At 37.5% G+C, this 23,861-nt stretch carries 24 protein-coding genes and 4 tRNA genes; 14 read left to right on the plus strand and 14 right to left on the minus strand.

From position 1 onward, the window contains the following. Positions 1–9 precede the first annotated feature (9 nt). Positions 10–639, plus strand: a complete 630-nt coding sequence (locus ABJQ32_12840) for a hypothetical protein (protein ID MEP5290532.1) — start codon at positions 10–12, stop codon at positions 637–639. 7 nt (positions 640–646) lie between these two features. Here ABJQ32_12840 and ABJQ32_12845 read toward each other — a convergent pair whose 3' ends face one another. Then, entirely contained in the window at positions 647–2,158 is a 1,512-nt protein-coding gene (locus ABJQ32_12845) for a hypothetical protein (protein MEP5290533.1), read from the minus strand. A gap of 275 nt (positions 2,159–2,433) precedes the next feature. Here ABJQ32_12845 and ABJQ32_12850 point away from each other — a divergent pair, with 275 nt between their 5' ends. From ABJQ32_12850 to ABJQ32_12890, 9 genes are all read left to right on the plus strand, one after another. Further along, entirely contained in the window at positions 2,434–2,910 is a 477-nt protein-coding gene (locus ABJQ32_12850) for a hypothetical protein (protein MEP5290534.1), read from the plus strand. Positions 2,911–2,994: 84 nt separating this feature from the next. Continuing rightward, positions 2,995–3,510 (plus strand): 4'-phosphopantetheinyl transferase superfamily protein, encoded by a 516-nt coding sequence (locus tag ABJQ32_12855; protein ID MEP5290535.1) that lies wholly within the window; start codon positions 2,995–2,997, stop codon positions 3,508–3,510. 28 nt (positions 3,511–3,538) lie between these two features. Continuing rightward, on the plus strand, positions 3,539–4,573 hold the full coding sequence (gene mltG, locus ABJQ32_12860; protein MEP5290536.1) for an endolytic transglycosylase MltG: 1,035 nt from the start codon (positions 3,539–3,541) through the stop codon (positions 4,571–4,573). After that, on the plus strand, positions 4,573–4,983 hold the full coding sequence (locus tag ABJQ32_12865; GenBank protein ID MEP5290537.1) for a thioesterase family protein: 411 nt from the start codon (positions 4,573–4,575) through the stop codon (positions 4,981–4,983). The genes mltG and ABJQ32_12865 overlap by 1 nt, the downstream gene beginning before the upstream one ends. 238 nt (positions 4,984–5,221) lie before the next feature. Next, a tRNA-Ser gene (locus tag ABJQ32_12870) sits at positions 5,222–5,306 on the plus strand. 120 nt (positions 5,307–5,426) lie between these two features. Then, entirely contained in the window at positions 5,427–6,779 is a 1,353-nt protein-coding gene (locus ABJQ32_12875; GenBank protein MEP5290538.1) for a hypothetical protein, read from the plus strand. Next, the gene (locus ABJQ32_12880) at positions 6,779–7,150 is read left to right on the plus strand and encodes a hypothetical protein (GenBank protein MEP5290539.1); all 372 of its coding nucleotides are present in this window, start codon (positions 6,779–6,781) and stop codon (positions 7,148–7,150) included. The genes ABJQ32_12875 and ABJQ32_12880 overlap by 1 nt, the downstream gene beginning before the upstream one ends. Next, positions 7,147–8,487: a DUF805 domain-containing protein gene (locus tag ABJQ32_12885; GenBank protein ID MEP5290540.1), complete on the plus strand. Its 1,341-nt coding sequence runs from the start codon at positions 7,147–7,149 to the stop codon at positions 8,485–8,487. The genes ABJQ32_12880 and ABJQ32_12885 overlap by 4 nt, the downstream gene beginning before the upstream one ends. After that, positions 8,484–8,867: a hypothetical protein gene (locus ABJQ32_12890; protein MEP5290541.1), complete on the plus strand. Its 384-nt coding sequence runs from the start codon at positions 8,484–8,486 to the stop codon at positions 8,865–8,867. Before ABJQ32_12885 ends, ABJQ32_12890 begins: the two co-directional genes overlap by 4 nt. Before the next feature lie 175 nt (positions 8,868–9,042). Here the strand turns inward: ABJQ32_12890 and ABJQ32_12895 are convergent, their stop codons facing one another. Continuing rightward, entirely contained in the window at positions 9,043–9,603 is a 561-nt protein-coding gene (locus tag ABJQ32_12895) for a sigma-70 family RNA polymerase sigma factor (GenBank protein MEP5290542.1), read from the minus strand. Positions 9,604–9,684: 81 nt separating this feature from the next. On the opposite strand from ABJQ32_12895, the gene ABJQ32_12900 reads away from it, so the two are divergent. Further along, positions 9,685–10,239 (plus strand): biopolymer transporter ExbD, encoded by a 555-nt coding sequence (locus ABJQ32_12900; GenBank protein ID MEP5290543.1) that lies wholly within the window; start codon positions 9,685–9,687, stop codon positions 10,237–10,239. 1 nt (position 10,240) lies between these two features. Beyond that, the gene (locus ABJQ32_12905; GenBank protein ID MEP5290544.1) at positions 10,241–10,690 is read left to right on the plus strand and encodes a biopolymer transporter ExbD; all 450 of its coding nucleotides are present in this window, start codon (positions 10,241–10,243) and stop codon (positions 10,688–10,690) included. Positions 10,691–10,698: 8 nt separating this feature from the next. On the opposite strand, the gene ABJQ32_12910 is transcribed toward ABJQ32_12905, so the two are convergent. From ABJQ32_12910 to ABJQ32_12965, 12 genes are all read right to left on the minus strand, one after another. Further along, positions 10,699–11,448, minus strand: a complete 750-nt coding sequence (locus tag ABJQ32_12910; GenBank protein ID MEP5290545.1) for an aspartate/glutamate racemase family protein — start codon at positions 11,446–11,448, stop codon at positions 10,699–10,701. Then, entirely contained in the window at positions 11,445–12,740 is a 1,296-nt protein-coding gene (locus tag ABJQ32_12915) for a class I SAM-dependent methyltransferase (GenBank protein MEP5290546.1), read from the minus strand. The genes ABJQ32_12910 and ABJQ32_12915 overlap by 4 nt, the downstream gene beginning before the upstream one ends. Beyond that, positions 12,737–14,188, minus strand: a complete 1,452-nt coding sequence (locus ABJQ32_12920) for an EpsG family protein (protein MEP5290547.1) — start codon at positions 14,186–14,188, stop codon at positions 12,737–12,739. Before ABJQ32_12920 ends, ABJQ32_12915 begins: the two co-directional genes overlap by 4 nt. Further along, the gene (locus ABJQ32_12925) at positions 14,166–14,867 is read right to left on the minus strand and encodes a peptidoglycan recognition family protein (GenBank protein ID MEP5290548.1); all 702 of its coding nucleotides are present in this window, start codon (positions 14,865–14,867) and stop codon (positions 14,166–14,168) included. The genes ABJQ32_12920 and ABJQ32_12925 overlap by 23 nt, the downstream gene beginning before the upstream one ends. Then, a complete protein-coding gene (locus ABJQ32_12930) occupies positions 14,836–15,681 on the minus strand; it encodes a YARHG domain-containing protein (protein ID MEP5290549.1) in 846 nt (281 codons plus the stop codon). The genes ABJQ32_12925 and ABJQ32_12930 overlap by 32 nt, the downstream gene beginning before the upstream one ends. 59 nt (positions 15,682–15,740) lie before the next feature. Next, the gene (locus ABJQ32_12935; protein MEP5290550.1) at positions 15,741–16,796 is read right to left on the minus strand and encodes a hypothetical protein; all 1,056 of its coding nucleotides are present in this window, start codon (positions 16,794–16,796) and stop codon (positions 15,741–15,743) included. A gap of 3 nt (positions 16,797–16,799) precedes the next feature. Then, positions 16,800–17,333, minus strand: a complete 534-nt coding sequence (locus tag ABJQ32_12940) for a hypothetical protein (GenBank protein ID MEP5290551.1) — start codon at positions 17,331–17,333, stop codon at positions 16,800–16,802. Continuing rightward, the gene (locus ABJQ32_12945; protein MEP5290552.1) at positions 17,308–18,717 is read right to left on the minus strand and encodes an RtcB family protein; all 1,410 of its coding nucleotides are present in this window, start codon (positions 18,715–18,717) and stop codon (positions 17,308–17,310) included. The genes ABJQ32_12940 and ABJQ32_12945 overlap by 26 nt, the downstream gene beginning before the upstream one ends. A gap of 91 nt (positions 18,718–18,808) precedes the next feature. Further along, a complete protein-coding gene (locus tag ABJQ32_12950; protein ID MEP5290553.1) occupies positions 18,809–19,909 on the minus strand; it encodes a slipin family protein in 1,101 nt (366 codons plus the stop codon). A gap of 358 nt (positions 19,910–20,267) precedes the next feature. Beyond that, positions 20,268–20,328: transfer RNA gene (locus tag ABJQ32_12955), tRNA-Ser, on the minus strand. 408 nt (positions 20,329–20,736) lie between these two features. Continuing rightward, positions 20,737–20,819 (minus strand) — tRNA-Tyr (locus ABJQ32_12960). A gap of 21 nt (positions 20,820–20,840) precedes the next feature. Further along, positions 20,841–20,912 (minus strand) — tRNA-Pro (locus tag ABJQ32_12965). Positions 20,913–21,060: 148 nt separating this feature from the next. Here ABJQ32_12965 and ABJQ32_12970 point away from each other — a divergent pair. Further along, positions 21,061–22,800: a WYL domain-containing protein gene (locus ABJQ32_12970; GenBank protein MEP5290554.1), complete on the plus strand. Its 1,740-nt coding sequence runs from the start codon at positions 21,061–21,063 to the stop codon at positions 22,798–22,800. Positions 22,801–22,832: 32 nt separating this feature from the next. Further along, positions 22,833–23,861 (plus strand): ATP-binding protein, encoded by a 1,029-nt coding sequence (locus tag ABJQ32_12975; protein ID MEP5290555.1) that lies wholly within the window; start codon positions 22,833–22,835, stop codon positions 23,859–23,861.

The raw sequence follows: 23,861 nt of genomic DNA on the forward strand, positions 1-23,861 counted from the left end.
CACTCACACATGAAGAAATTCTTTAAAGTATTGCAGCTGTATTATAGACTAGCTTTCGATCCAGATTCTTACTTCAAGCATTATGGTTTTTTGAGGTCGATTAAAACAGATAGACCATTTGATAAAAATGGAAATCCATTGCCGTGGATGAATTATGCCATATTAGATTTTTTTGAAGAAAAGCTAAACAAAGACTTGACACTTTGTGAGTATGGGCTTGGTTTTTCCACTTTATATTTCTCGAAGCGCGTAAAGTCTGTTAAGTCAATTGAGCATGATACAACATGGTTCAATGATATTCAGAGCAGTCTTCAGGGTAAAGAAAATGTAGACATAGAACTCGTTGAACTTGAAAATGGATATGAAAAGGCCATTAATAATGCTAAAGAGAAATATGACATCATCTTAATTGATGGTAGAGAACGAGTGAAATGTGCGACGAATTCTTTTGATCAGTTAAGCCCAAATGGTGTGCTCATTCTGGATGATAGCCAAAGGACAAAATATCAGGGTGCTTTCGATTTCTATGAAGAGAAAGGGTATAGAAAGCTCACCTTCACAGGAATAAAGCCAAGCGGTTTTAGAAGATATGCCTCAACAATCTTTTACAAAGCTGGAAACAATTGTTTAGACATCTGAAAGAGGTTTATAACACTTTAACGAAAGATAGAGCGGCATATACGTTTCCTTGATTTCTTCCTTCGATAAAGTAGATACTTTGTCTATCTGTATAATTAATTTCCAGTCCCAATCTTCCCGAGTTCATCAACCGTTCATATTGTAGTCCCCAAGACCACTGAAAATCGTGATTTTCTTTTCTGGCGAAATTCGCAAAAAAATAATCATCATCGAAGCGAATACGTTGCATGGTCCCTCCGATCATACTTCGATTAAAATAGATTTTAGCATCAAACCAACTATTATTAGATCCTGGTCCAATTCCTGCCCCTAACAATTGCCCCTGATGGGTAAACCCATTTCTAACTACTGAATGACTATAGTAGCGATTATACCTTCTAAAGATTGAATTTTTTGGTTGACCTATGGTCGTATGTTCATAGTTCAGTTTCACATCAATTTGATCAAATTCAAGCAATTTGATAAACCCGACTGTAAAGGCTCTCCCATGCTCGGGTTCAAACCTGAAAATATTACCACCAAAATCACTTTTGGCGAATTCCAAATATGCCTCAAACCCAACTTCAGGATATGTCCAACGCATGGTAAAAGATCCTGTCTGATCTAAGTCATCATTGCCAAAGACTCTATCCTCAGGAGGGTCAAATCTTGCAATAGCTGTTATATAATCCGAAAAAACAAAATCTTGCCAGCGTTTGTAGAACACTCGATTAACACCAAAATGGAGACCTTTGATCCACTTGGGGCTGTAACCAAGTGATAAAGCTGTAAAATACTGATTGGGATTGGTAGACAATTCATTGTTGTAACCTGATTCTGTCATACGACCCCAATATATTTTACCTTCTAATTGCCCAAGAAGAGTATTTACAGGACGATCGGTCCCTAAGTCTAGGTGAGGCATCATACCTCCTGAATTTCCTAAAAGAATGGAATTACGTTGCGCAGGCCCAAATACGATATTTTGTGTCGAAAGACCAACTGTAAACCAATTGAATACTGTCCTGATTTCAGATTGACCCAAATGAAAATTAAAAAAATTATCCAAACCAAATCGTTGCACATAATCAATAAAGCCTCTTTCATTGAATTGATAATTGTATTGGTTTATGTCTGGATTCGTGTTTTCAGCCAGCTCAAACGCTCGATTTTGACTCCAATAAACGACAGGAGCAAAGGTGTATTTGATTCGTCCATATCTCCCTGTAAATCCAGCTTGTGCTTGCGTTGTAAGTCCTCTCCCTTGCCACACCGCTCCATCATTATAGCTTCGTGAATAGTTCGAATTAAAAGATATTTTGGCCCTTACAGGTAATAGTTCAAGTGTTTTTTTCTTATCGTCCAGGCTTATCAAGTATTCACCCCACGGATTCCATGTCAAACTATCTTTTTGATAGCTGTTCACAATTGATGGATGAATATTAATCCTTCCCTGCATCTGCGGATTTTTTAGCTCCAATAGCTTATAATAATCCAGAAGCATGTCATTGGGATCAAGTACTTGCGCTGTACTAGCCACTCTCATAACTAATAAGACCATTATGAAAAGAATATATCGTATACACCAAGTTGTATTATTTAGCATCGACTTCACTTCAATCATCTTAGAGTATTAATGTAAGGGTTGATTTACAAAATTGAAACTTATTTCGAACATACAACGAGCTCAAACTCAAATCTTGCAAATAAGACTATTCCAGTCTGTGGTTTATGTACTACTCAAACTGTACTTTCATTTCAACTTAAGTACCTTTGGCATGGTTTTATCGTTAAAAGAATTCTAAAAAAATTAACATGACACGTTTATTACAGCTAGCAACGCTAGCGCTGATTGCAATCGCCTGCTCAGGTCCTCAAAAAAATAAAGAAGAGGATAAAGCCAAAGAAACCTCTGAATCGAATGAAGCTAGTCAACCTTCTGAAGAGTCTAGTGAAAAAATTGAAGGAGATCAATACAAATTAGTATTGAGGCATGTGGACAACCGAGTAATAGTTTACGTTAATGACTCCACCATTTTTGATACAGGAACAGTATACGGTGAATACGTGAGGAATATAGATTTAACAAAATATGTTAATGCTGGACAAACGGACTTGAAAGTAGAATTATATAACGGAAAGCCTCCCTATGATACCATGAGTCCTGGATGGATGATCGTATATGACATCTTTATAAATGATGAATTGGTAGAATTTGTTAGAGAAGAAAAACAAGATGGTAAAGTAGGCCTTGTTTATACTGAATCGCATGATTTGAGTGATATTTGGTAAAATAAGTAGCCTAAAAATTTCTATTCAAAACGATAAAGCATTCATTGCTTTTACTCCTATTACACCACTACTCAGAACTAACTAATGCTAGGAATTGACATTGTTGACCTTAAAGATCCATTACTTAGCAATCGTACTGATCGCACGCTCGAATTGATAAAAAGTCCTGAAGATGTTTTAATAGAGCATCCTCATTTATTTTGGATTCTATGGTCTGCTAAAGAAGCCATATTCAAATGCAGAAGAGAGCCCATTAACTTTGCCCCTTCTAAGATCCCTGTTGAGATACGAAAAGAAGGTGACCAAATTACTTTTGTATCAAATGAATTAAAGGGAAAGACACTCATAGAGACCGATTATGTGATTTCTTTGTGTGGAGATATTGAAGAAATAGCATTTAACGTATTTGATCGGCAAGGTGAAGATTGGAGCAACGGAATTAGAGATATGATCATTGACTATTTTAAAGAAAAAGGACGTCATTACACGGTGGGATCTGACGATCTCAATCTTCCTATTCTACTTCCTTCAAAATCGCTAATTTCTGTTTCTCATCACTGTCGATTTGGAGCTGTAGCATTTCCTAAAAAGCTGTTGTAGTTCATAACCTCATATTACTTTTACATCTATGCGTAAGAAGAATTTCATTGCCATTTTTCTGGTAGTATTCACAATGATGTTATCATCGTTTGCTTTTTATACTTATCAGATCCTGTATACTCCCAATGTATTGATAGAGGAAGACGATCGCTATTTTGCAATCCCCAAAGGAACTACGTTTAAGCAATTACAGAATAAGTTAGCTGAAGAACGCATTGTTAATGAGTTAGTTTCCTTCAGTTTCCTTGCCAAACTTAAGGATCTTGACACTCAAGTGAAGGCAGGAATGTATTTGATTAAAGGGGATATGACTAACCTTGAGTTAATTAACTTATTAAGATCTGGATCGCAGACACCAATCAAATTGACTTTTTCTAATGCAAGATTACTAAACCAGCTTCCAAAAATTCTGACCTACGGCTTGGCTATAGATTCTGCAGATCTAGCTACTATTCTGCTCCATGACACCACTGCTCAGTACTATGGATTCAATAAAGAAACTTTCATCAGCATGTTTATCCCCAATACCTATGAGGTATACTGGACATCAACACCCAAAGGATTACTAGATCGCATGAAAGCTGAGTATGATCGCTTCTGGAACGAGGAACGATTGCAAAAAGCAAAAAACCTTAATATGACTCCTGCACAAGTTTCTACACTTGCATCTATTGTGCTTGGAGAGACAAACAAAATGGATGAAGCTCCAACCATTGCTGGTGTTTACATTAATAGATTACAAAGAAGGATTCCGTTACAAGCTGATCCTACGCTCGTTTTTGCTATTGGTGACTTCAGCATCCGTAGAATTTTGAATAAAGACAAAGAGTTTGACTCTCCATACAACACTTATAAAAATAGAGGACTACCTCCTGGCCCTATAAACCTACCTAGCATACCAGCATTGAATGCAGTTTTGAATTATGAGGATCATAATTATCTTTATTTCTGTGCCAAAGCTGATTTTTCAGGGTACCACGCTTTTGCCAAAACACTGACGGAGCATAATAAGAATGCACGTAAATTTCAACGAGCATTGAATATGGAACGAATTTATCGATAATGTACACCCACGAGACAGAAATAAGAGTACGATACGCTGATACAGATAAAATGGGGTTCGCTTATTACGGTAACTACCCAAAATATTATGAGATCGCTCGTGTAGAAGGCTTTAGGGCTTTAGGGTTTCCATATAAAGAGATGGAGATCGGGGGTGTTGGTATGCCTGTATTATCAATGAATGTCAAATATCATGGACCTGCACGGTATGATGACTTGCTTATGGTCAAGCTGATCATCCCCGAAATGCCCCGTGCCCGAATGAAATTTCTGTACGAAATAAGAAATGAGGAAGGAAAGCTCATCAATACTGGAGAAACTGTTTTAGCATTCATGAATATGGAGACTGGCAGGCCTGTGAAAATGCCTTTGCGAATGGAAGAATCAATTTCTCCTTTTTTCAAGGACTAAGTTTGTCTGTTTGATGAAAACTACTACTTTTGCGATCCGATTTTCGTCACTATTAGTGAGTAAATTATACGAGGCTGATTGATCTAAAATCTTTTTTCCTCAGAATGAGTAGCAAGCTACTCGAAGATATTTTAGAGGCGTGGCAGAGTGCCCTAGCCGGACGCGACGAATGTGGCGGACCCGCCTTGAGAAAAATTTAAATGAGTAGGAAACTACTCACAAGATTTTGCAGAGACCCAGAGGCGTGGCAGAGTGGTCGAATGCGGCGGTCTTGAAAACCGTTGTACCGCGAGGTACCGGGGGTTCGAATCCCTCCGCCTCTGCATATTACCCTTCATACGGACTGTATGAGGGGTTTTTTCATTTTAGGGGGTCAACAAAGGGGTAAACATTTCATAATCAACCCTCCTTATCTATCTTACACCATCACTAACCTCACTACAATGAAGCAATACTGTTTGATAGTACTTGTCAACTTTATTCTTGGATGTAGCACACAAACCCAAGAAGCAAGTTCGGATCAAAATACATCGGACACTTTATCCTCAGTTCAGCCTTTGGAAATTGACACTATACCTCAAACTCGAATTCAAGTGAATCTAAAGCCTGTTGTGATTCCTGAGGATAATGTTCCACAAACTGACTCCAGTCAGATTCTCATTGTACCAGTTTACAACTTTGTCCCAACTTCCGAGGCTTACGTTTTTTTGAATTTTAATGAAGGCTATTCTTATGATTCAATGACCATGGTCAAATCACACCTTGACTCTGTTGTATTCGATGATATGGAAACAAGACGACGAAGGCTTCCTATGAATAAGGCCAAGGCCTTTCTTGATCTTTCACTCTTAGACTCAATATCGATTTTCAATTATTCACACGAATTCAAATCAATGGCTCGTCTCAAAAGAGTAGAGTACTTAGATGCAAATATCACTGGGGGTTTTGTGGCTGTGTTCGATACTCCAGGATTAAAAGAATGGGAGTTATATGGAATTAGTGGAACTTCTGACTTTATAGAAGGATTCAAATCAGAGTATTTTGAAGATAAGACGCTCAATCAAGCAATTAAAGAGAAGGTTAATCCGGGAAACCTTCGAGCTTATGATGTAACTCATGTCAACCTGCACTCCTATGGGAAAACCCTCAGTGCATACTCATGTGGTGATTATATAGATAATCATAAATCATACCTAATTGAAACAATTGGGGACCAACACGAAGTACTATTTGAGTTAGATGATGATTATACCATTTGGGACATTATCCCGATCCCAATCCAATTAAACCGATATCCTGTTTTGTTAGTACGTTTAGGTAAACCAGAGACAGATTTTATTTGGTATTTGCCAGTCATTTTTGACGGCACAAAGTATCAGTTAGCTAAGGAAAAAGTGGTTCTGTCAAATTTTCTTGATAAAGAGGAAATCGACTCAATAAAATGTAGCAGTGATGCACTTCTCCAAGTGAATGAGAATCTCTCTAACTTGAATAAGTCTCACATCAACCTTTTGCTAAGTACATTCTCAATAGAATGTAGAAATAATGTAGAGTATTCACAATGGAGCAATGGGCTCCTTTTTGAAGTATTGAGTACAAATTCATCTGACTTGATTGAACTCCTTAGCAAGGATGATAATTATGATATTGATTTTATCATCAAGGAAATAGAAACACCAATCAATGATAAATATATTCCTAATGACTTGATCGCAGAAATTGACAGTACAAGTGCAGACGATCCTATAAAAACAAGAATCATCAAAGCACTTCAGGTAGCTCAAAGCAAATACTAATGAAGAATCTTGTTAGAATATGTTCATGGTTCACTCTTATTCTTGGATCTGCTCTCGTACTTACTTCTGTCGTAATGCTATTCTCTAAGGAAATAAGTACTGCATCAGTCTTTACAGAAATATTTTTTGTTTCGGCAACAGTAATTGGATGGACAGGGAGAAAGTATGGATCAAGTGACCATTCAAATAATAAACTCTCGAAGATTTCAGCAATTGTGGTAATTATTTTCGGCTTCCTACTGATTGTATTTATCCCAATTCTCTCCATCAACCTTTTTGGGTTTAACGATTCTTACCTTGCAATCAGGAACATCATAATCATATTTGCCCCAATGGTAATTGTAGCAATTGCAGTCCTAAGATCGAAATGAAGATATCACAACTACTTTCCTGGAAGGGTGAAATAAAAAGAAAGCATTACCTCACTTGGGGTATTATTCTATTTGCTATTAAGTACAATTTAGATCGATTAATCGCGCTAAGCTTTGATCGAAATTGGTATATCATTGACTATTACTTGCGAGTAGATGAGTTATCCAACCTCGAAACTGGAACAACAGCATTTAATTTTTATCTCGCTTTATTAATATCCTCATTGCCATTCTTATGGTCTGGTACAGTCCTCTGCCTCAAAAGAATTCGTAATGCAAACTTGTCTCCAGCTTTAGTTTTGCTCTTCTTTATTCCCTATCTCAACTTCATACTTTTCATAGTTCTCGCTTCGCTTCCTGAGAAAAAACAAAAAGGAGAATCTAAAGAAAACTACCTGAAGCGCATGTTGCCAGACAATAAACTTGGAAGTGCACTTATATCGGTTGGCGTGGCAGTTATCATTACTTTCATACTTGCCTTTCTTTTTGTGGAACAGATGGGTAATTATGGATGGAGTCTTTTTGTTGGTTTACCATTTCTCATGGGGTATTTATCAGTCTACTTATACGGAAGACGAAATCCGATATCATTCAAGGAAGCTTCGATGCTAAGCTTGACAGTTGTTATGGTGTTTTGTGGTACTACATTCATCCTTGCTTTTGAAGGCATTATTTGCTTAGCCATGGGATTCCCAATCTTGTTTGTTGTTGCATGGATAGGAGCAATAATTGCATACGCAATTCAGGATCACCATAAAGCAGCGACTTACAGCTTTCCGATCATTTTTGTTTTAATCGCTGGATTGATTGAAGCAGAAATCGAAAGTTCCCCTCCTGTCCATTCCGTTTCGACTACAGTAATCATAGAAGCCGACAAACAATCTATTTGGAATGAATTGGTTGCTTTTTCCGAAATAGATTCTCCCAAGGAATTCCTTTTCAAAACAGGAATAGCCTATCCTACTCATGCTGAAATCATTGGTACTGGTGTAGGTGCAATACGTGAATGCCATTTTACCACCGGCTATTTTAAAGAGCCAATAACCATATGGAATGAGCCTGAACTCCTAAGGTTTGATGTTGCCCAACAACCACCTCCAATGACAGAGTGGTCATTTCATGAGAAGCTACATGTCCCACATCTTGATGGTTATTTTCGATCTATTGAAGGTCAATTCAAATTAATTCAAGAATCCAACGGAACTGTACTTCTTGAAGGAACAACATGGTACACGCATGATATTTGGCCTGGATTTTATTGGACGCTATGGTCTGACCATATACTTCACAAGATACATTATAGAGTCTTGAATCATATTAAAGAGAAGGTCGAGTGAAGTGGCTCAAAGGGATAGTAGTTTTCATTGTGGCTGTAATTGCCTTGTACTTCGGCTATACCTCTCTAATAGTATTTGATGGAGACATTGAGAATTACAAAAATCGAATAGAATTTGACTCGGAGAAATGGAAGAACTGGAAAGAAACGGAATCCACAATGTCCCTAAGATGGGATATGAGACATAGTTTATTAGATAAGCATGAATTAGTAGGTAGGTCAGTTTCAGAGGTTATCAAGCTACTTGGTAAGCCATCTCGTGAATCCTCCTCCGAGCTATCATACTATCTGGGAATGGCCAGAAGTGGAATTGATACTGGTTCATTGAATTTTACAGTAAAAGATGGGATTGTAACAGGTTATAGAATTTGGCAAGGGTAATATCTTTCATGCTGTAAATAGGTAGTAAATGATTAAGGTTAAGCCTAATAGGATAAGGACCATCAGCTTTGTACGTGACATCTTTTGATACCTCCTCCTTCGATCATAGGAATCCCTGAAGGAATCAAAATCTCTTTGCTCCCTCATTTGACTCCTGAATAAGTTTCTTCTCGCTCTAAAGTCTCGCTTTGTCATCTTCCTTTATCAAACGTTTCTTCAGCTTATCTAATAAACGGTATAACCGCATCTTGGTAGCACTTACCCCAATACCCATCAAAGCACTAATCTCTTCGAAGCTACACATCTCAAAGAATTTCAACTCCAACAACCTCAAATCATCTTCTGGAAGATCGTCCAGAAGATCAATAAGCGATTGCAGGTAGTCAGGTTTTGGCAACTGATTGATTTCTTCCCAACAATTCAGCTTGTCTTCTTCAATAACAAAAATCGGTTTTGCATCTCTGTAATGCTTCCTCAACTCATTCTGAGCTATTCTAAACAGCCATGCCCCGAACGGCTTTCCTTGCCATTCATATTTATTCAGGTTGTCAAGGGACTTGAAGAATGTCGTGGAACACAAATCTGCACTAAGTGCTTCATCATCAGTCCGACGAACAAAAAACCTAAAAAGTGAATCGTAGTATTTTTCATACAGAGGCTTAAATGCAGAGGTATCCTTCTTGGATTTTTCAATCCAGATTCGCTCTTGCTCGATATCAGCATTATGATCTGGCATTCAATGCATTTTCTATAACAATCCAAAAATTCTGCCAAGTCACATGTGACTATTACCATATCGCGGATTGTATAAGAAAAAATGATCAGATTAAAGAAGCCTAAATCAGAACCCAAAGTGTCTGCAGGATCGATGGCAGATATCGCATTTCTATTGCTGATATTCTTTCTTGTAGCAACAACACTTATGCAAGACAAAGGCCTCATGTTGCAACTACCGCCGGATGTCCCTCCTACAGAAACACCAATCAACGAAAGAAATCTTTTCAAGATTAGAATTAACTCAAAAAATCAATTTCTCATTGAAGAGAAGGTTGTTGATGATCTACATAACCTAAAAGAAGAAATCATGGATTTTGTATTAAATCCAAACTCGAATCCTTCACTGTCTGTGTCACCAGATAAAGCCATCATTTCAATAAAAACTCAGCGTGGTACATCTTACGCAAATTTCATAGATGTATTGGATGAAGTGAAGGAAGCTTACTACACCATGTATGGTGATCGAGTTGGACTTTCATCGAAAGAATTTAGAGCACTTGACAAGAAGAATCCATCACAAAATGAGCTTTATCTGATAGCTCGTGAAGGCCTTCCTATGAATATTTCAATTGCAGAACCTGATAAAATCAATTAATATGAGACTTAAGAAAAGAACAAAGGCTGAAACCGAAATATCCACGGCCTCCATGCCTGATATAGTATTCCTATTACTCTTCTTCTTTATGGTATCGGCAACAATCAAGACTGAAGATGAAAAACTAAAGGTTACCATTCCCAAGGCGGAAGCAATCACGAAAGTGGAAAAGAAGTTTCTAATCCGTGAACTCCATGTGGGTTTTCCGAAAAATCAAAAGTTGGGATCAGCTCCAAAAATATCAGCAGACGGAAAATTTCTTGAACTGAACGCACTTAGTAATTGGGTGCAAGAACAAAAAACAAGCTTAGGAGAAGCATATAGTGATCAGATGATTGTTCTTCTACGTGCTCATGAAGATGTTGACATGGGAATTATTGGAGACATCCAAAGTGAACTGAGAAAAAACAATGCAAGAAAAATTCTTTACAGGACGCTGGAAGAAAGTTAAAGAGGGCTTTAAAGCTCTATCTTCTTAGCTTTTTTAATTGTATAGCTAAAAGCATTATAAGCTGCCTCTTTCATTAGCTCAGTATCACCGGATGTGAAGTACTTATCCTTAACATTGCCATTGTTATCGGCTTTCAAAAGGATATGTTTAATCGAATCATAGACGGATTCAATAGGATCAATTATTTCACAATCTGCTTTCATGACCTGCGTAAGATTTGCCCTTAATGCAGGATAATGAGTGCAAGCGAGAAGAAGACGATCGTAATCTTTTATGGGTTTTAGAATCTTTCTAATCGTACGATCAACATCATTGCTGTGTACCTCTCCTTGTTCTACAAAAATCGAAAGCTGCTGAGCAATTCTTTGTCTCACATTCTTGCTTACCTCCTTCAAATGCTTTTGATAAAAGCGGGCTTTTATTGTTCTCCCTCCACCAATAATTGCAATGGTTTTATTAGGACTATTCTCAATAGAATCAATGGTTAGTTCTCGAATGCTGGTTAAGTTTCGATTGGATGCAACCACAGAGCTTGCTGAGTGGCATGCAGCAACAACATGTTGGGCACCATTCTCAAATAGAAAATTAACTACTTTATCAACTCTTGCTTTAAGGACATTGAATTTTAATTTACCATAAGGGACCTCCCCTGAATCAGAAAAATAAATTATTGGAATATCGGGATAATCTCTCTTTATCATAGACAACAAGCCAATTCCTCCAATCCCATAGTCCATTATAGCAATTGGATAATTCATGGGTAAGTCAGTTCGATATTTTTGATATCATTCATATCCTTGGAATCAAATGCTAATATTCTGGAGTGCATTCCAATATTGATTACCTCTACTTTCCTTCCTGGGAATCTACTTTCGAGGTACCATTTCATTTCATGCTGAGATCTGATGGGATTGTATTTTAACATCTGCGACCATCCGGGATCTGTAACTAACCTGTTTAAATTTTTGTGAAATTCAGGTTGTGTAAATCTGTTCATGTAGTGCAAAAACTTACCTTTTAACAGTGATGGCCACTCTTTCACCTTGACTGGAGCTGTCACCATATCCACGATTAGCAACTTCCCATCTTTCTTCAACACACGTTCGATCTCAATCATTATTGGGTCCCAATCGAGGTAACGGTAGGACAGCAATGAAATAACTAAATCAAATGAATGATCCTGAAATGGAAGGGTCGGACCGTCGATTTTTTGAAATTTTATTTGATCATTCCCTTTGTTTAGGTCTCTTGCAAATTCAAGCAACTGATCCGACACATCCACTCCAAGGCCTGAAGAAATACTATCCGATAATTCATTCAGTAGTGCCCCATTTCCACAACCAACATCAAGGACAGAGATGGCCTTATCTGGCAAGTGCTTAAGTATCCAGTTAAATTCATCCTTTCTAACTTTTATGTCTTTAAATGTTTCAGCATACAATGCAGCGACGGAGTTATAAGTATCATCTATTTTCTCCAAACTTGGCTCAAAGCTTTTAAGTGCTTCTGGCTTCATTTGGTCGAGCATCTTTTTCATACTTGCCATCCATCCATGCGATTTTTTCCCTGGACATCCGAAGCAATAAAGATTTCCCTTAGATCTCAACGGAATTTTGTATTTGTCTTTTCTTTCGGAGAATGTAGTATACCAATGATATCCGGCTGTCTTTACTTTCTGCACTCTTGCAAAATATGGAGCGAACCACCTTGCTGACCTACAGCAATGAAATATTGCTTCCGCGTCTTTCGAAAAGGGGATTTCAAGTTTTTCAATTTCAAATGGACTGAATTGTTCTGGATATTGTACTGTTCCATACATCGGCCCATACATACCAGAATGCCCAATAAAATGGAACTGGTCAATTTCATTGCCTTCCTCAGTAATCTTTCGAAACACTTCCCTTATTTCTTGCTTGGACTCAATTGCCTTACAGATAACCTCATTTTCTGACGATGCTAACTCTTTGGCCATTGTCTCTGCAACTCTTTGGAATTGAGCGCCTCCTTTACGGTAGAGCGTAGTATATAAGATTACAATTAGTTCTTTCAAAGCTTCTTTCCTTTGGTAAGATATTCAGGTCTATCGTAAAGTGGGTTGCCTCCTCTTTTTAGTAATTCCAGTATAGTCACATCTTTAGCATTGTAAACTCTTTCCAAATAAGATCTCCATATATTCTCCGGCATAGCATAATACTGTTGAGATAGTTTTTGGAGCATGTCAATTTCTCCTTGTTCCAAGTACTTTGTAAAATGAAAAAACTCTAGGTTCGATACAATCCTTAGTGTTTTGTCATAGTCCTCACCATTTGGAGGGTTCCAGTTTAATGCATCAAATGACGTTTCATAAATAATCATTTCTGCTAAGGATTTTTGAACAATTACTAATGAGTAGGATTGCGAGTTATAATTCTCACTGAGTCTTTTTACTACAATTGAGTAAAGCTTATTAGGTGGGTCATATTTACTGGAATCGTATGAGCTGTGACTAAAGAAGCTGAAGCATAATAAAAGAATGAATGCTGGATATACCAGCTTTGATTTCCATTTTGTTTTCATAAGAAAATAAGTACTCCATAATACTGGAGCGACTAAAAAAAATCTATAGCCCATGCTTCCATTATCCATTACAAAAAAAGGAAGTAAGCAAAGTATCAAAAGTGCCGGCCAACCGATGCGGCTCATTAGATCATCAGACTGATATTCTTTGTTTCTTGCGTAGTAGAAAATGGAGACGATCACCAGACTAGTGAAAATAATTAGATCCAATGTCCACCATAGAGATATGTCCTTTTCCATTATTCTGTAAAATGAAAAGGGGGCAAATTGTGGAATGAAGGAAAACTGATTTTCAAAGCGCATTAAATCACTGATATGAATAATACCTGGAAGTAGCGAAGCGATCACCAGAACAATAAATCCTAGAATAATCCACTTCAATTTTATGTATTTCAGACTATAAATAACAAGTAGTATGATACAAAAACCTCCAATCATTCGATGTGAGAAAATGCAAAATAGAAATGTGATTAGAATAGCTTTCCAAGAATGACTTATTAGTGACGAAAGGAAAAATGTGAAGAAAATCAACCCTAACGCATTCTTTGGAAATTGAATGATGAAAAAAGTCAGGGTGGGGCTAAAAAGGAGGTAACAACCGATGATGAGAACCAACAGCCAATTATTTGAATGCTTTCTGACAATGATGCAGGATGCACTTACCAACGCTGCACCCAATAGAGCAGAGCCAAATTTGAAGGCAAGTATATAATCACCAATAAGCCAGGAAAGAAATGTGAAATACGGGTAAATTATAGAATAGTCAAGCGATTGCAGATATCCATATGTTAACCATGAATGAGATTGCATGACATAATAATAACCGTCCCATCCATTTGGATATGGACTTTTATTTAGCACTATCATTCTCAACCCAAATGACAATAGTCCAAATCCAATAGCCGTCAATAGCCCAAACCTATTTTTTGAAGACCAAGGCATATTCTGATTTTAATTTTTCTCTTAAACTCTTCATGAAAACTGGGCCTGGATCAGGTTTGTCGTGTGGATAGTATGTGCTATCTAATTCAAGAAATAACTTGAAATGTGGTAACTCTTGTTGAGTGTACTCATCATGTCCAATTAAGTATTCTATTGAAGAGTATTTAGCAGTTAAATATTGAATAAGCAATGCGTTTGATGTCAGTTGTTTTACAGTCAACTCATCACTCGATCTTGCTACATTCTCAATTCCAATACTTACATGATTAAAGCCTATTATATGTCTGGCCATAACTGAATCAGGAAGTAAATTATAGATAGATCCATCCCTGTCAATAACATAATGTATACCCACATTTAGACTGCTGTAGTTAGCTATATCCGTTCTATTCTTAGCTAAGTGGTTCTGCTTAAACAGTTCAATAGTCTCTTCGAGTGTAGGTATTACTGTATGGTGAACTACAATCATTTTTGGCTGGTCTATCAAATAAGTATCCAGGCCATAATGCTTTGAACTGTAGCTTTTCGTAAGTTCTTTCTTTACTTCAGAAAAAGTAGAGATTGTGTCTACCTCCACATTAAGGGTAGGAGTAGATACTTGAGCAGTTCTACCAGAATTGTTGCACCCAAAAAATAGAATAAAGAAACTAAGACTCCATTGACTTAATGAATTGGGCATTCTTCTTCTCTATTTCATTAAGAAAATTAGTTGCATCATCAAAGTAAGGAGTATACCATTCTTTGAAATAAAAATGCTCTTTCATTCGATCAGTCTTAAACATATGTCCATGCCTAGCAAAAATTTCGTTTCTAAAATAAGCCAATTCATTACCATCCATTGCAGCTAGATCCTCCTTTGTTAACTCTGCAATTCTTGCCTTTAAATAAAGATTTGATCTATTGTAAATCACTGGCTCTACCAAATTGACTATTAAATTTTGTTCTAACCTTGAATTGGAAATATCTCTATCAAATTCACCGTAATAACTAGGTGCTAGAAATGACCGATAAAAATTTGATTTGATAGCTATTTTCACGTCCGTTACCTTCCCTTCTACCTGAGATGTCAAGAGATCTACAATTTCCAACTGACCAGTTATTTTTAATGTATCTCCTAAATGGTCATTAGCTGTATTGACAGTGTAATTAGCAAGTTTGATTAATGAATTACTATGATTCATAGTGATCTCCATCCTCTCCAATAAATCCCTTTCGATTAGCACGGCCGAATATTCAAACTCGGTACCGTCCATGGTCAGATTTTCATATTTCACAAAGGTATTTTCATCCACATCAACAGCCTCTTCTCTTAAGTGAAAAAAGAGCTGCTCCTTCAGTTTAAATTCATCTTTGCCTTTGAAAGAAAATTCTTTAGGAGTCTCCGTTTTCTCAGTAACTGGAGTTTCTCCATTTGAAGTGTTTGAATTGCTTGAGGAACACGAATAGAAAATCCAAATCAGTAGGGTTAAAAAAAAGAGATTGGTGAACTTCATTTTCTGAATTTTACTGGAAAGGTAAATAAAGTTTGAGTCCAGTCAAATACACTTGAGAATCAATTGCTAGCATCTCGCTGTGTCATGTTTTCGTGAAAAGTTAAGACTATTAGAATGGCTTTGTGATCTATTTCTGGGGCACCCATTGTGAAACTAGATTCAACTTTCTTTGTGGAAAGGTCTGGATGTAAATGATCAGGTCCATATTCCACGTTATGATGATCTGCTGAATCAAATCGAGCTATCTGCTTTCCAGATTTATCAAAAATCATATAACCATAATTCATTAATGAATCTAGTCTTAGAATCAACTTGAATGAACTTAGTCTTCGTTTTGCAGTTATGGCGTTCCCCTTAATAGAAACTACTGTACAATCAAGCTCCTGATCTAATGTTAATAGAGCTGAAAAAATGACCTCATCTTTGGTTAGTTTTCTAGTTTCTAATCTAGATTCCACTTTGAATTTTTTATTCAAATAGTCGAGAAAATTGCCATGTAGAGTGGCTTCATTAAAGTGTTTTTGACACAAATGAAACCCAACCATTATCCCTGAAAGATTATTAGCCATAGTACTTGAAGCAAACATTGAAACATCTTCTCCACAGATCACACAATTCTTGGTTTTAATGTAAATCCCTTGGTCAATAGATGTCGATTTCACTCTTCCATTTACCCAACCCTTGTAAAACTTGTTTTCCTCTTCTTGCCTTTTCTTATAAATAGAAACTCTCAATGATGCCTCATCCTTTTTGATTAAGTCATCAAATTCTTTGTGCATCAGAAACGGAAGATCGAAACCTCCGTCTTTCAATCTCAAGGCTGTATTGGACATTTTTCCCATATCCTTCTCTGAAATAAAGTAAAGCCTACCAAGTGGAATATCATCTTCAAAATTATAGTAGGCACAAAAAAAGAACGTACCTTCAGCAAGAAACAAGAAAGTTTTGTCCGCATCATAAAGCATAGTCAATAGATGACTTTCGTGATACAACTGAACTGAGAATACAGGACTCTCCATAGGAAAATTTCCTAATACAACTTGTATTCCCTTATCAATCTGATTTCCAGTTAGTCGATGAGAATAAAGGAAATCAAAGTATTCAAATAGGTTCATTTCTTAGTCCTTCTGGTCATCAATAGCGCTTTCATCTTTCCATTTCCTAAAAACTTTCAATATCTCCTCGTCAATATTGGTCCGGTCAGCATCATTCCAGTAGTATTGAAATTCATCAAACTCCAAATCCTCTTTAGCATACGATAGAAGATAAAAATCTAAGTATTCAGAATTGTAATCTGAAGCATAGTAGATGTCTCTCAATGAACTTAATAAAACTCTCAGTTCCTTCTCTCCCTTTAATCCAAGATCAACTAAATAAGTGGCATAATTTCGAATTACAGTCTCATTGTCTTCGTAACTCAACCCAAGTTCAACCAATATTCGATCGGTCAATTCTTTTAACTCAAACTGATTGTAAGGCTTTTCGAGTAGAGCAAGCATAGACAAGCTTTCAGTTTCAAAGCCTGCCTGCATCATCTCTACTGCCCAATCAGCCCATTTTTCATCAACACTTCTATTGAATACTTTCCAAGCAAGGATTTCATAAGTTCTTGGAATTGGTTCCATATCAGTCCACTTCATGAAATTTTTCATCACCACACATTCTTACAATCTTAGGCTGAAACGAACCAACAACATCAACTAAGTCTTTTTGAGACTCCATTACCTTCTCGATGTCTTTATAAGCCATCGGTGCTTCATCTAATCCAGAACCAATTACTTCAACTTTGGCTGCATTGATGTGATCTATCACGGTGTTCTTGTCCAAAGTGTTCTTAGCTTGAGTCCGAGACATTGCTCGACCTGCACCATGTGAAGCCGAGTTAATTGATGCCTCATCTCCTTTACCTCTAACAATAAATCCCGGTGCAGTCATAGATCCTGGAATGATACCTAAGACTCCTTTACCAGCAGGTGTTGCACCTTTTCTGTGAACGATGATCTCATCACCATTTCTATCCTTCTCCTTCCAAGCGAAGTTGTGATGGTTTTCAATCATTGTTACAGGATTAGCTCTTAGTCCAACAGCCATTCTCTCGTGGATTTGGTGATGACATGCTGAAGCATATTCTCCAGCAAGATTCATGGCCAACCAATACTCTTGCCCAAGCTCTGTATCTAAATCCAGCCACGCAAGGTGCCTTGCTTCATCGGGTAGCTTACAGTTTTCCATTGCAAGCTTTGTGTAATGTTTTGCAATGTTTGCTCCAAATCCTCTTGACCCTGAATGAGAAAGGACAGCTAAGTAATTTCCTGTTGCTAATCCAAATTCATTATTCTCATCTTCGATTTCAGTTATTCCAAATTCAACGAAATGATTACCTCCGCCTGAAGATCCTATTTGCATTGCCGCTCTATCTTTTAGGTCACCAACAACTCTGATCTCATTGAACAGGCTGTCTTCTAAAATCTCATGGTCTTTTGGTTTTTTGAAAGTCGCTTTCCCAAACTTGGTGTTTCGAACAAGCATCTTCTTTAGATCTTCTTTTCTATCAACTAAAATCGACTCAGGAATATCGTAGATTGTCATACACATTCTGCACCCAATATCAACACCAACTCCGTATGGAATAACTGCATTTTCAGTAGCCAGAACTCCTCCAATAGGTAAGCCATACCCTTGGTGTGCATCTGGCATTAATGCTCCTGCTTTGGCAATAGGGAGCCGCATTGCATTTTCTATTTGATTTAGTGCTCCCTGCTCGATTCCCTCAGCTCCATAGACTTTGTACAAATCTGGAGTCTCCCGAAGTGGCAAGACCGTTTCAATAGGAGTTATAAGTTCTTTTGCAATTGGAGCAAACACCTCGTGATCTACAAAATCTTCAGGTTTTGCCAACACTTCTTGAAGGGAGCCTTTAACATTTTCAATCTCGCTTGAATTAATTACCTCAATAGCAACGCCAATGGCCTTTCCTTCAGGGTAACCCAACTTGATTAATTCTTCGCCTGTAACATGTGTTTTATTTTCTTCCATGATCCAAAGGAAAACACTAAGTACGCAGTGTTTTTGCGTAGTTAAAATTATTATAAAAAAAAGGAGATGTTAATACGCATCTCCTTACCATTTACTTGCCTGGAGTAAAAATTCCTTTCAATTGGTCGACAATCTGTCCGTTACCGGAAACAGTAATCTCTCCAATCTTATCAGCAATTTTCTCGACATATTCCATCTCTTTCAATTTGAACAGCATGTCGTTATCCTCCATCAACTTTGCGGTGTTTAACAAGCTCCTTGTCGAAGCTGTTTCTTCCCTTCTGGTGATCACATTTGCCTGCGCTTGTTTTTGCGCAATCAACACTTGGTTCATGATCTCCTTCATATCACCCGGCAAGATGATATCTCTGACACCACATCCTCTAATCTCAACTCCAAGTTTATCAGCTTTACCTTTCAAAGAACTCAATACATACTTGGTAATCGCTTCCTTGTTTTCCAACAATTCGTCTAATGTCAAAGTACCAATGAATTCCCTCAAAGCAAACTGCATGAAGATGTACAATTGCTTTTCATAGTCTTTGTTATCGACTACTGCTTTTGTCACATCTACCACCTTGTATTGAGTGTAGAAGTTAATCCTCAAGGCTGCTTTGTCTTTGGTCAAAATCTCCTGACCAGACACTTCTAATTGCAATTGCCTTAAGTCCACTTTTGAGACGGATACCTCTTTGGCATTCTTCCAGAAGTAGTATTCTCCTGGTCCCAAAATCTTATCGACTTTATTGTCGACAAACAACACTCCATTTTCATAAGAGTCGACTTTGCATACTCTCACATAAGGCACTAATTCCTTTCTCTTGATTGATAAGAGATCGATCGCTTCAGTGATCTCAATCTTACTTAAGTCTACTTTAACGAAGGAATACTCAGTCAACCCTTTCCAGAAAGTGTACCTACCTGGAGTCAATACGGCTTTAAAGTTGCTGTTCTCGTATTGAATAGTAAGTTCGTTATCGCCGACCTCAACAATTGTAAAGTGTTCTACCAACTTCTCATCCCTCAAAAGCACATTAAGCTCGATTGAAGGATAGAATGGCTTTGACAAGTCGTACTTTACGACTGTTTCAAATGGCTTTATCCAATGAATCCCCTCAGAGATTACTCTTTTGTAATCACCTTTTCTAAACACTAAGCCAATTTTACCAGCATTAATTCTGATCCTTTTCATCACATTTATATTTAATAGATTAAAAATTCATAAGTAGAAAGCAGCGTAGACTAAGCCATCTTTCGAATGTGGAATTATGATTCAGAATGAATCGAGTCAATCAGTTTTCTTATGGGTGATCATCCTTTCACTTTAATCATATGTGATCAACGTTACTCAGTGTCTGCCTTAAGAAAAGTAACATGTCTTTTCAAACGGTATCCTCACTAATTCAAGACATCTCCAGACTGCTCGTAATCCGAAGACTACTTCGCAGGCTAAGCCTATTCTGCTTTCAGAATGGTACCATGTTTTAGAAGATGGCGGCTTCAAACGGAACCTAAATCCGGCGTGTTACCAGTTACACTATCTCAATTAACAGTTGAGAGTGGGATTCGAACCCACAATTCTTGCTGTTCTAACCACTGAACTATCACACTCTAAAGTGTGAGAGGGAGTCGAACCCTCGTCCTGCAAGGTGAGAAAACAACTTCCAGCTTGAGCAGCATATCCCGATCCATAGGGACACTGTGGAGTTATACAGAAACTCTCACCAGGTCTCAATACCTTCAGCTTTTCCACGCTTCCCTTTAGGGGAAGATTTTTAGTGCTAAAGCACAATATTTTCAATATTTAAAGAACATCTTTTGAGCCCCCGACGGGATTTGAACCCGTATGCACTGGAAACGCGCTTCCCTACTAAGCTTCTTTTGAGAGGCCATTCGGTGCTGTGACCTACTGAGCTTTTAACTTCGTTTCAGTCTTCCAGAAACCAGTTTTTTTTTTGCAACCAGTCATCTACTTTTTACTGTGCCCTACCATTCGAGCTACAGGGGCTTATCATCATGTGGGGATCTTAGGATTCGAACCTAATCAGCTAACAGCACCAGATTTACAGTCTGGCCCGACTCTCCAGCTTCGGCGCACCCCCAACATATCAAAGAACTATTCGTCTGAGAAGGAGGATTCGAACCTCCGACCTCCTGCGTCCAAGGCAGGCAAACAACCTCCGTTATCTCCTCAGTTTTTCAAAACCCCTCCATCCTATACAAGGAGTGGAGGGGGCATCTTGCACCATTTGTGCTTCAATCATGATTCAAAGCTGAACCACTACTGCGCAGTCTTTTTGCGTAGTAAATATTTTTTCTATTTTTTTATAAAAAAAATTCTCTGTGCCAGTAAACCGAAATGCATTAGTTCGATACAAAACCATTGATAACTGTCTTAGAAACAGGCATAGAAAATGGACATTGGAAGATCTTATTGATGCTTGCTCAGAAGCTCTTTATGATTATGAAGGGATAGATAAAGGGGTTAGCAGAAGAACCGTGCAAATGGATATCCAAATGATGCGCAGCGACAAACTTGGGTATCATGCACCAATTATTGTAGAAGAGAAGAAGTATTACACCTACTCAGACCCTGATTATTCTATAACCAATATCCCGCTTACTGATCAAGATTTAGGTAAGCTCACTGAAGTGGTAGACATCCTTAAACAATTTAAAGGGTTCACCCATTTTCAGGAATTGAGCGGAATGGTTCAGAAGCTTGAGGACAAGATACATGTATCTAAGACCAAAGAACGACCTATCATTGATCTTGAAAAGAACGAAAACCTCAAGGGATTAGAATACATCGATCCAATTTTTCAAGCAGTTTCCAAGCGGAATAAAATCCGAGTCACTTATCAATCATTTAAAGCAAGGACTCCCGGAACATTTGAATTTCATCCTGCACTTCTGAAGGAATGGAGAAATAGGTGGTTTGTGCTTGGCAAGAAAAAAGCATCAGCCAACTTCATGATGCTCGCTCTGGATAGAATATTGGAAATTGAGAATCTTGAAGTTCCAGCAATCTACTTTGAAAACTATGATCTTTCCAATCATTTCAGAGATGTGATTGGAGCAACCGTGAACGTTGGTGAAGAGCCACGAGAAGTGATGCTTTTCGTGTATGGCATGCATGCACCCTATGTCATTACAAAGCCTCTTCATCATAGTCAAAAGGTTATTGAGAGAACAAGGGAAGGCATTCTTATCTCAATCAAGGTTCAGCATAATTTTGAATTAGAGAAGGAGATACTCTCTTATGGAGATACAATGAAAGTCATTTCTCCAAGTCGTCTGAGATCAAAAATCAAAGAGAGACTCACCCATTCAATAGATCTATATGATACTGAGTTAAGCGATAATAGTATTCGATACTTCAGTAAGAAACTTGAATCGAAAGGTCATCTGATTACCCACCACGTCTACACTAAGAAAGAAGTGGCCAAGATGGGGTCAATACTTCACCACTTTAAAACAGAAAATCCAGGTAACTCAAAGGAAGTTTACGCGATCAGAAATCTACTTGGTAAAATTCCAGATTTAAAACACATTGTCTTGAATGGAAATCTTAAGAAGATACTTTCACAGTTTGAAGCAGATCTATTCCTCACCAAAGCCATTTACTTTGATAAGCCAGCACAATCAAATTGGTATGTCACTTGGCATCAGGACACCACCATTAATGTCAAGGAGAAGAAAGATATAGAGGGGTATGATAACTGGACAAAGAAAGAAGATTTCTTTGGTGTGCAGCCACCGAAAGAAGTGCTCCATGATACGATCACTATTCGGGTCCATCTTGACGACACAACTGATGAAAATGGTGCTTTGAAAGTCCTTCCTGGATCACATAAGAAAAGACTTAGCGATGAAGAAATATCTCTGATTACTCAAAGTAGCATTCCAGCAATCTGTGAGGTAAGAGCTGGTGGTATTCATTTCATGAAGCCATTAATTCTGCATGCCTCCTCAAAGACAACTAATAACAAGAATCGTCGTGTAATCCATCTGGAGTTTAACTCGATTGAGTTGGGAGGAGGATTAGATTGGGGTGAAGATTTGCAAATCTTTAGGAACTAATTCAGGAAATATTCATTATTTTGTAAATAAGAATGAGCCAGCACAGTTATATCAAAGATATTGCCAAATACGGTCTTGAAAATGATCAAGAAAGATTACTTGATACTCTGAATGACCTAATAAAACACTCTAAGAAGACCAAAAAACTGAATTTTGCAATTCAGCTTCAGTCAATACTTAAAGAAGCTATTCATCATCAAAAAACCAATGTTTTGACAAAAGTTGGCTCTGAAATTCATTCATCAAGAGTTGCTGAAAGAGAATTAGGAGATCTTATTCTTGAAAAACTTACTTCCGATTACACCTTTGATAACTTAATAGGTAGCCAAGAAATCAAAGAGCAGTTACAATTCTTAGTTAAAGAACATCAGGCATCTGATATGCTAAATTCATATGATTTGCCTGTGTCGAATAAGGTATTATTACATGGACCTTCAGGTTGTGGTAAAACACTCGCCTCATACGTAATAGCAGGTGAGTTAAACAAAATGATGATTGTGGTAAATCTTGGTGCTATAGTATCTTCTAAATTAGGAGAAACAAGTAAAAATCTTACTAAGATATTCAGACGTGCAGCTGTAGAAGATTGCATTATTTTCATTGATGAGTTTGACACCTTGGGAAAGGTAAGAGACTATGGCCAAGATCATGGTGAAATGAAAAGAGTAGTGAACACAATCTTGCAGTTGTTCGATTACTTACCTCAAAGCAGCATGATAATAGCAGCAACTAATCAGAGAGAAATGGTTGATGAAGCTCTTATGAGGAGATTTGATTTGAGTGTTGAATTCCCATTACCTGATAAAGAGAAAATCAAAAGTTTGATTGATGTTACTTTAAAGAATGGGAAGTTTAAGTTTGATAAACCCAAGTCTGTCAATAAAATAATTGAGGAATCTGTCGGATTATCTTATTACAGCATTCAAAAATCACTTATTACCGCAATAAAAAGAACCCTATTCGAAATTGCAGATTCAAAGGTTAGATCAATTCAACCCAAAGTAAAAGTCGATATATGGAAAAGGTTGATAGATCAGGAAAAACGATCTATCTTGAAATAG

This window comes from Marinobacter alexandrii, assembly GCA_039984955.1.
Classification (GTDB): Bacteria; Bacteroidota; Bacteroidia; order Cytophagales; family Cyclobacteriaceae; genus Ekhidna.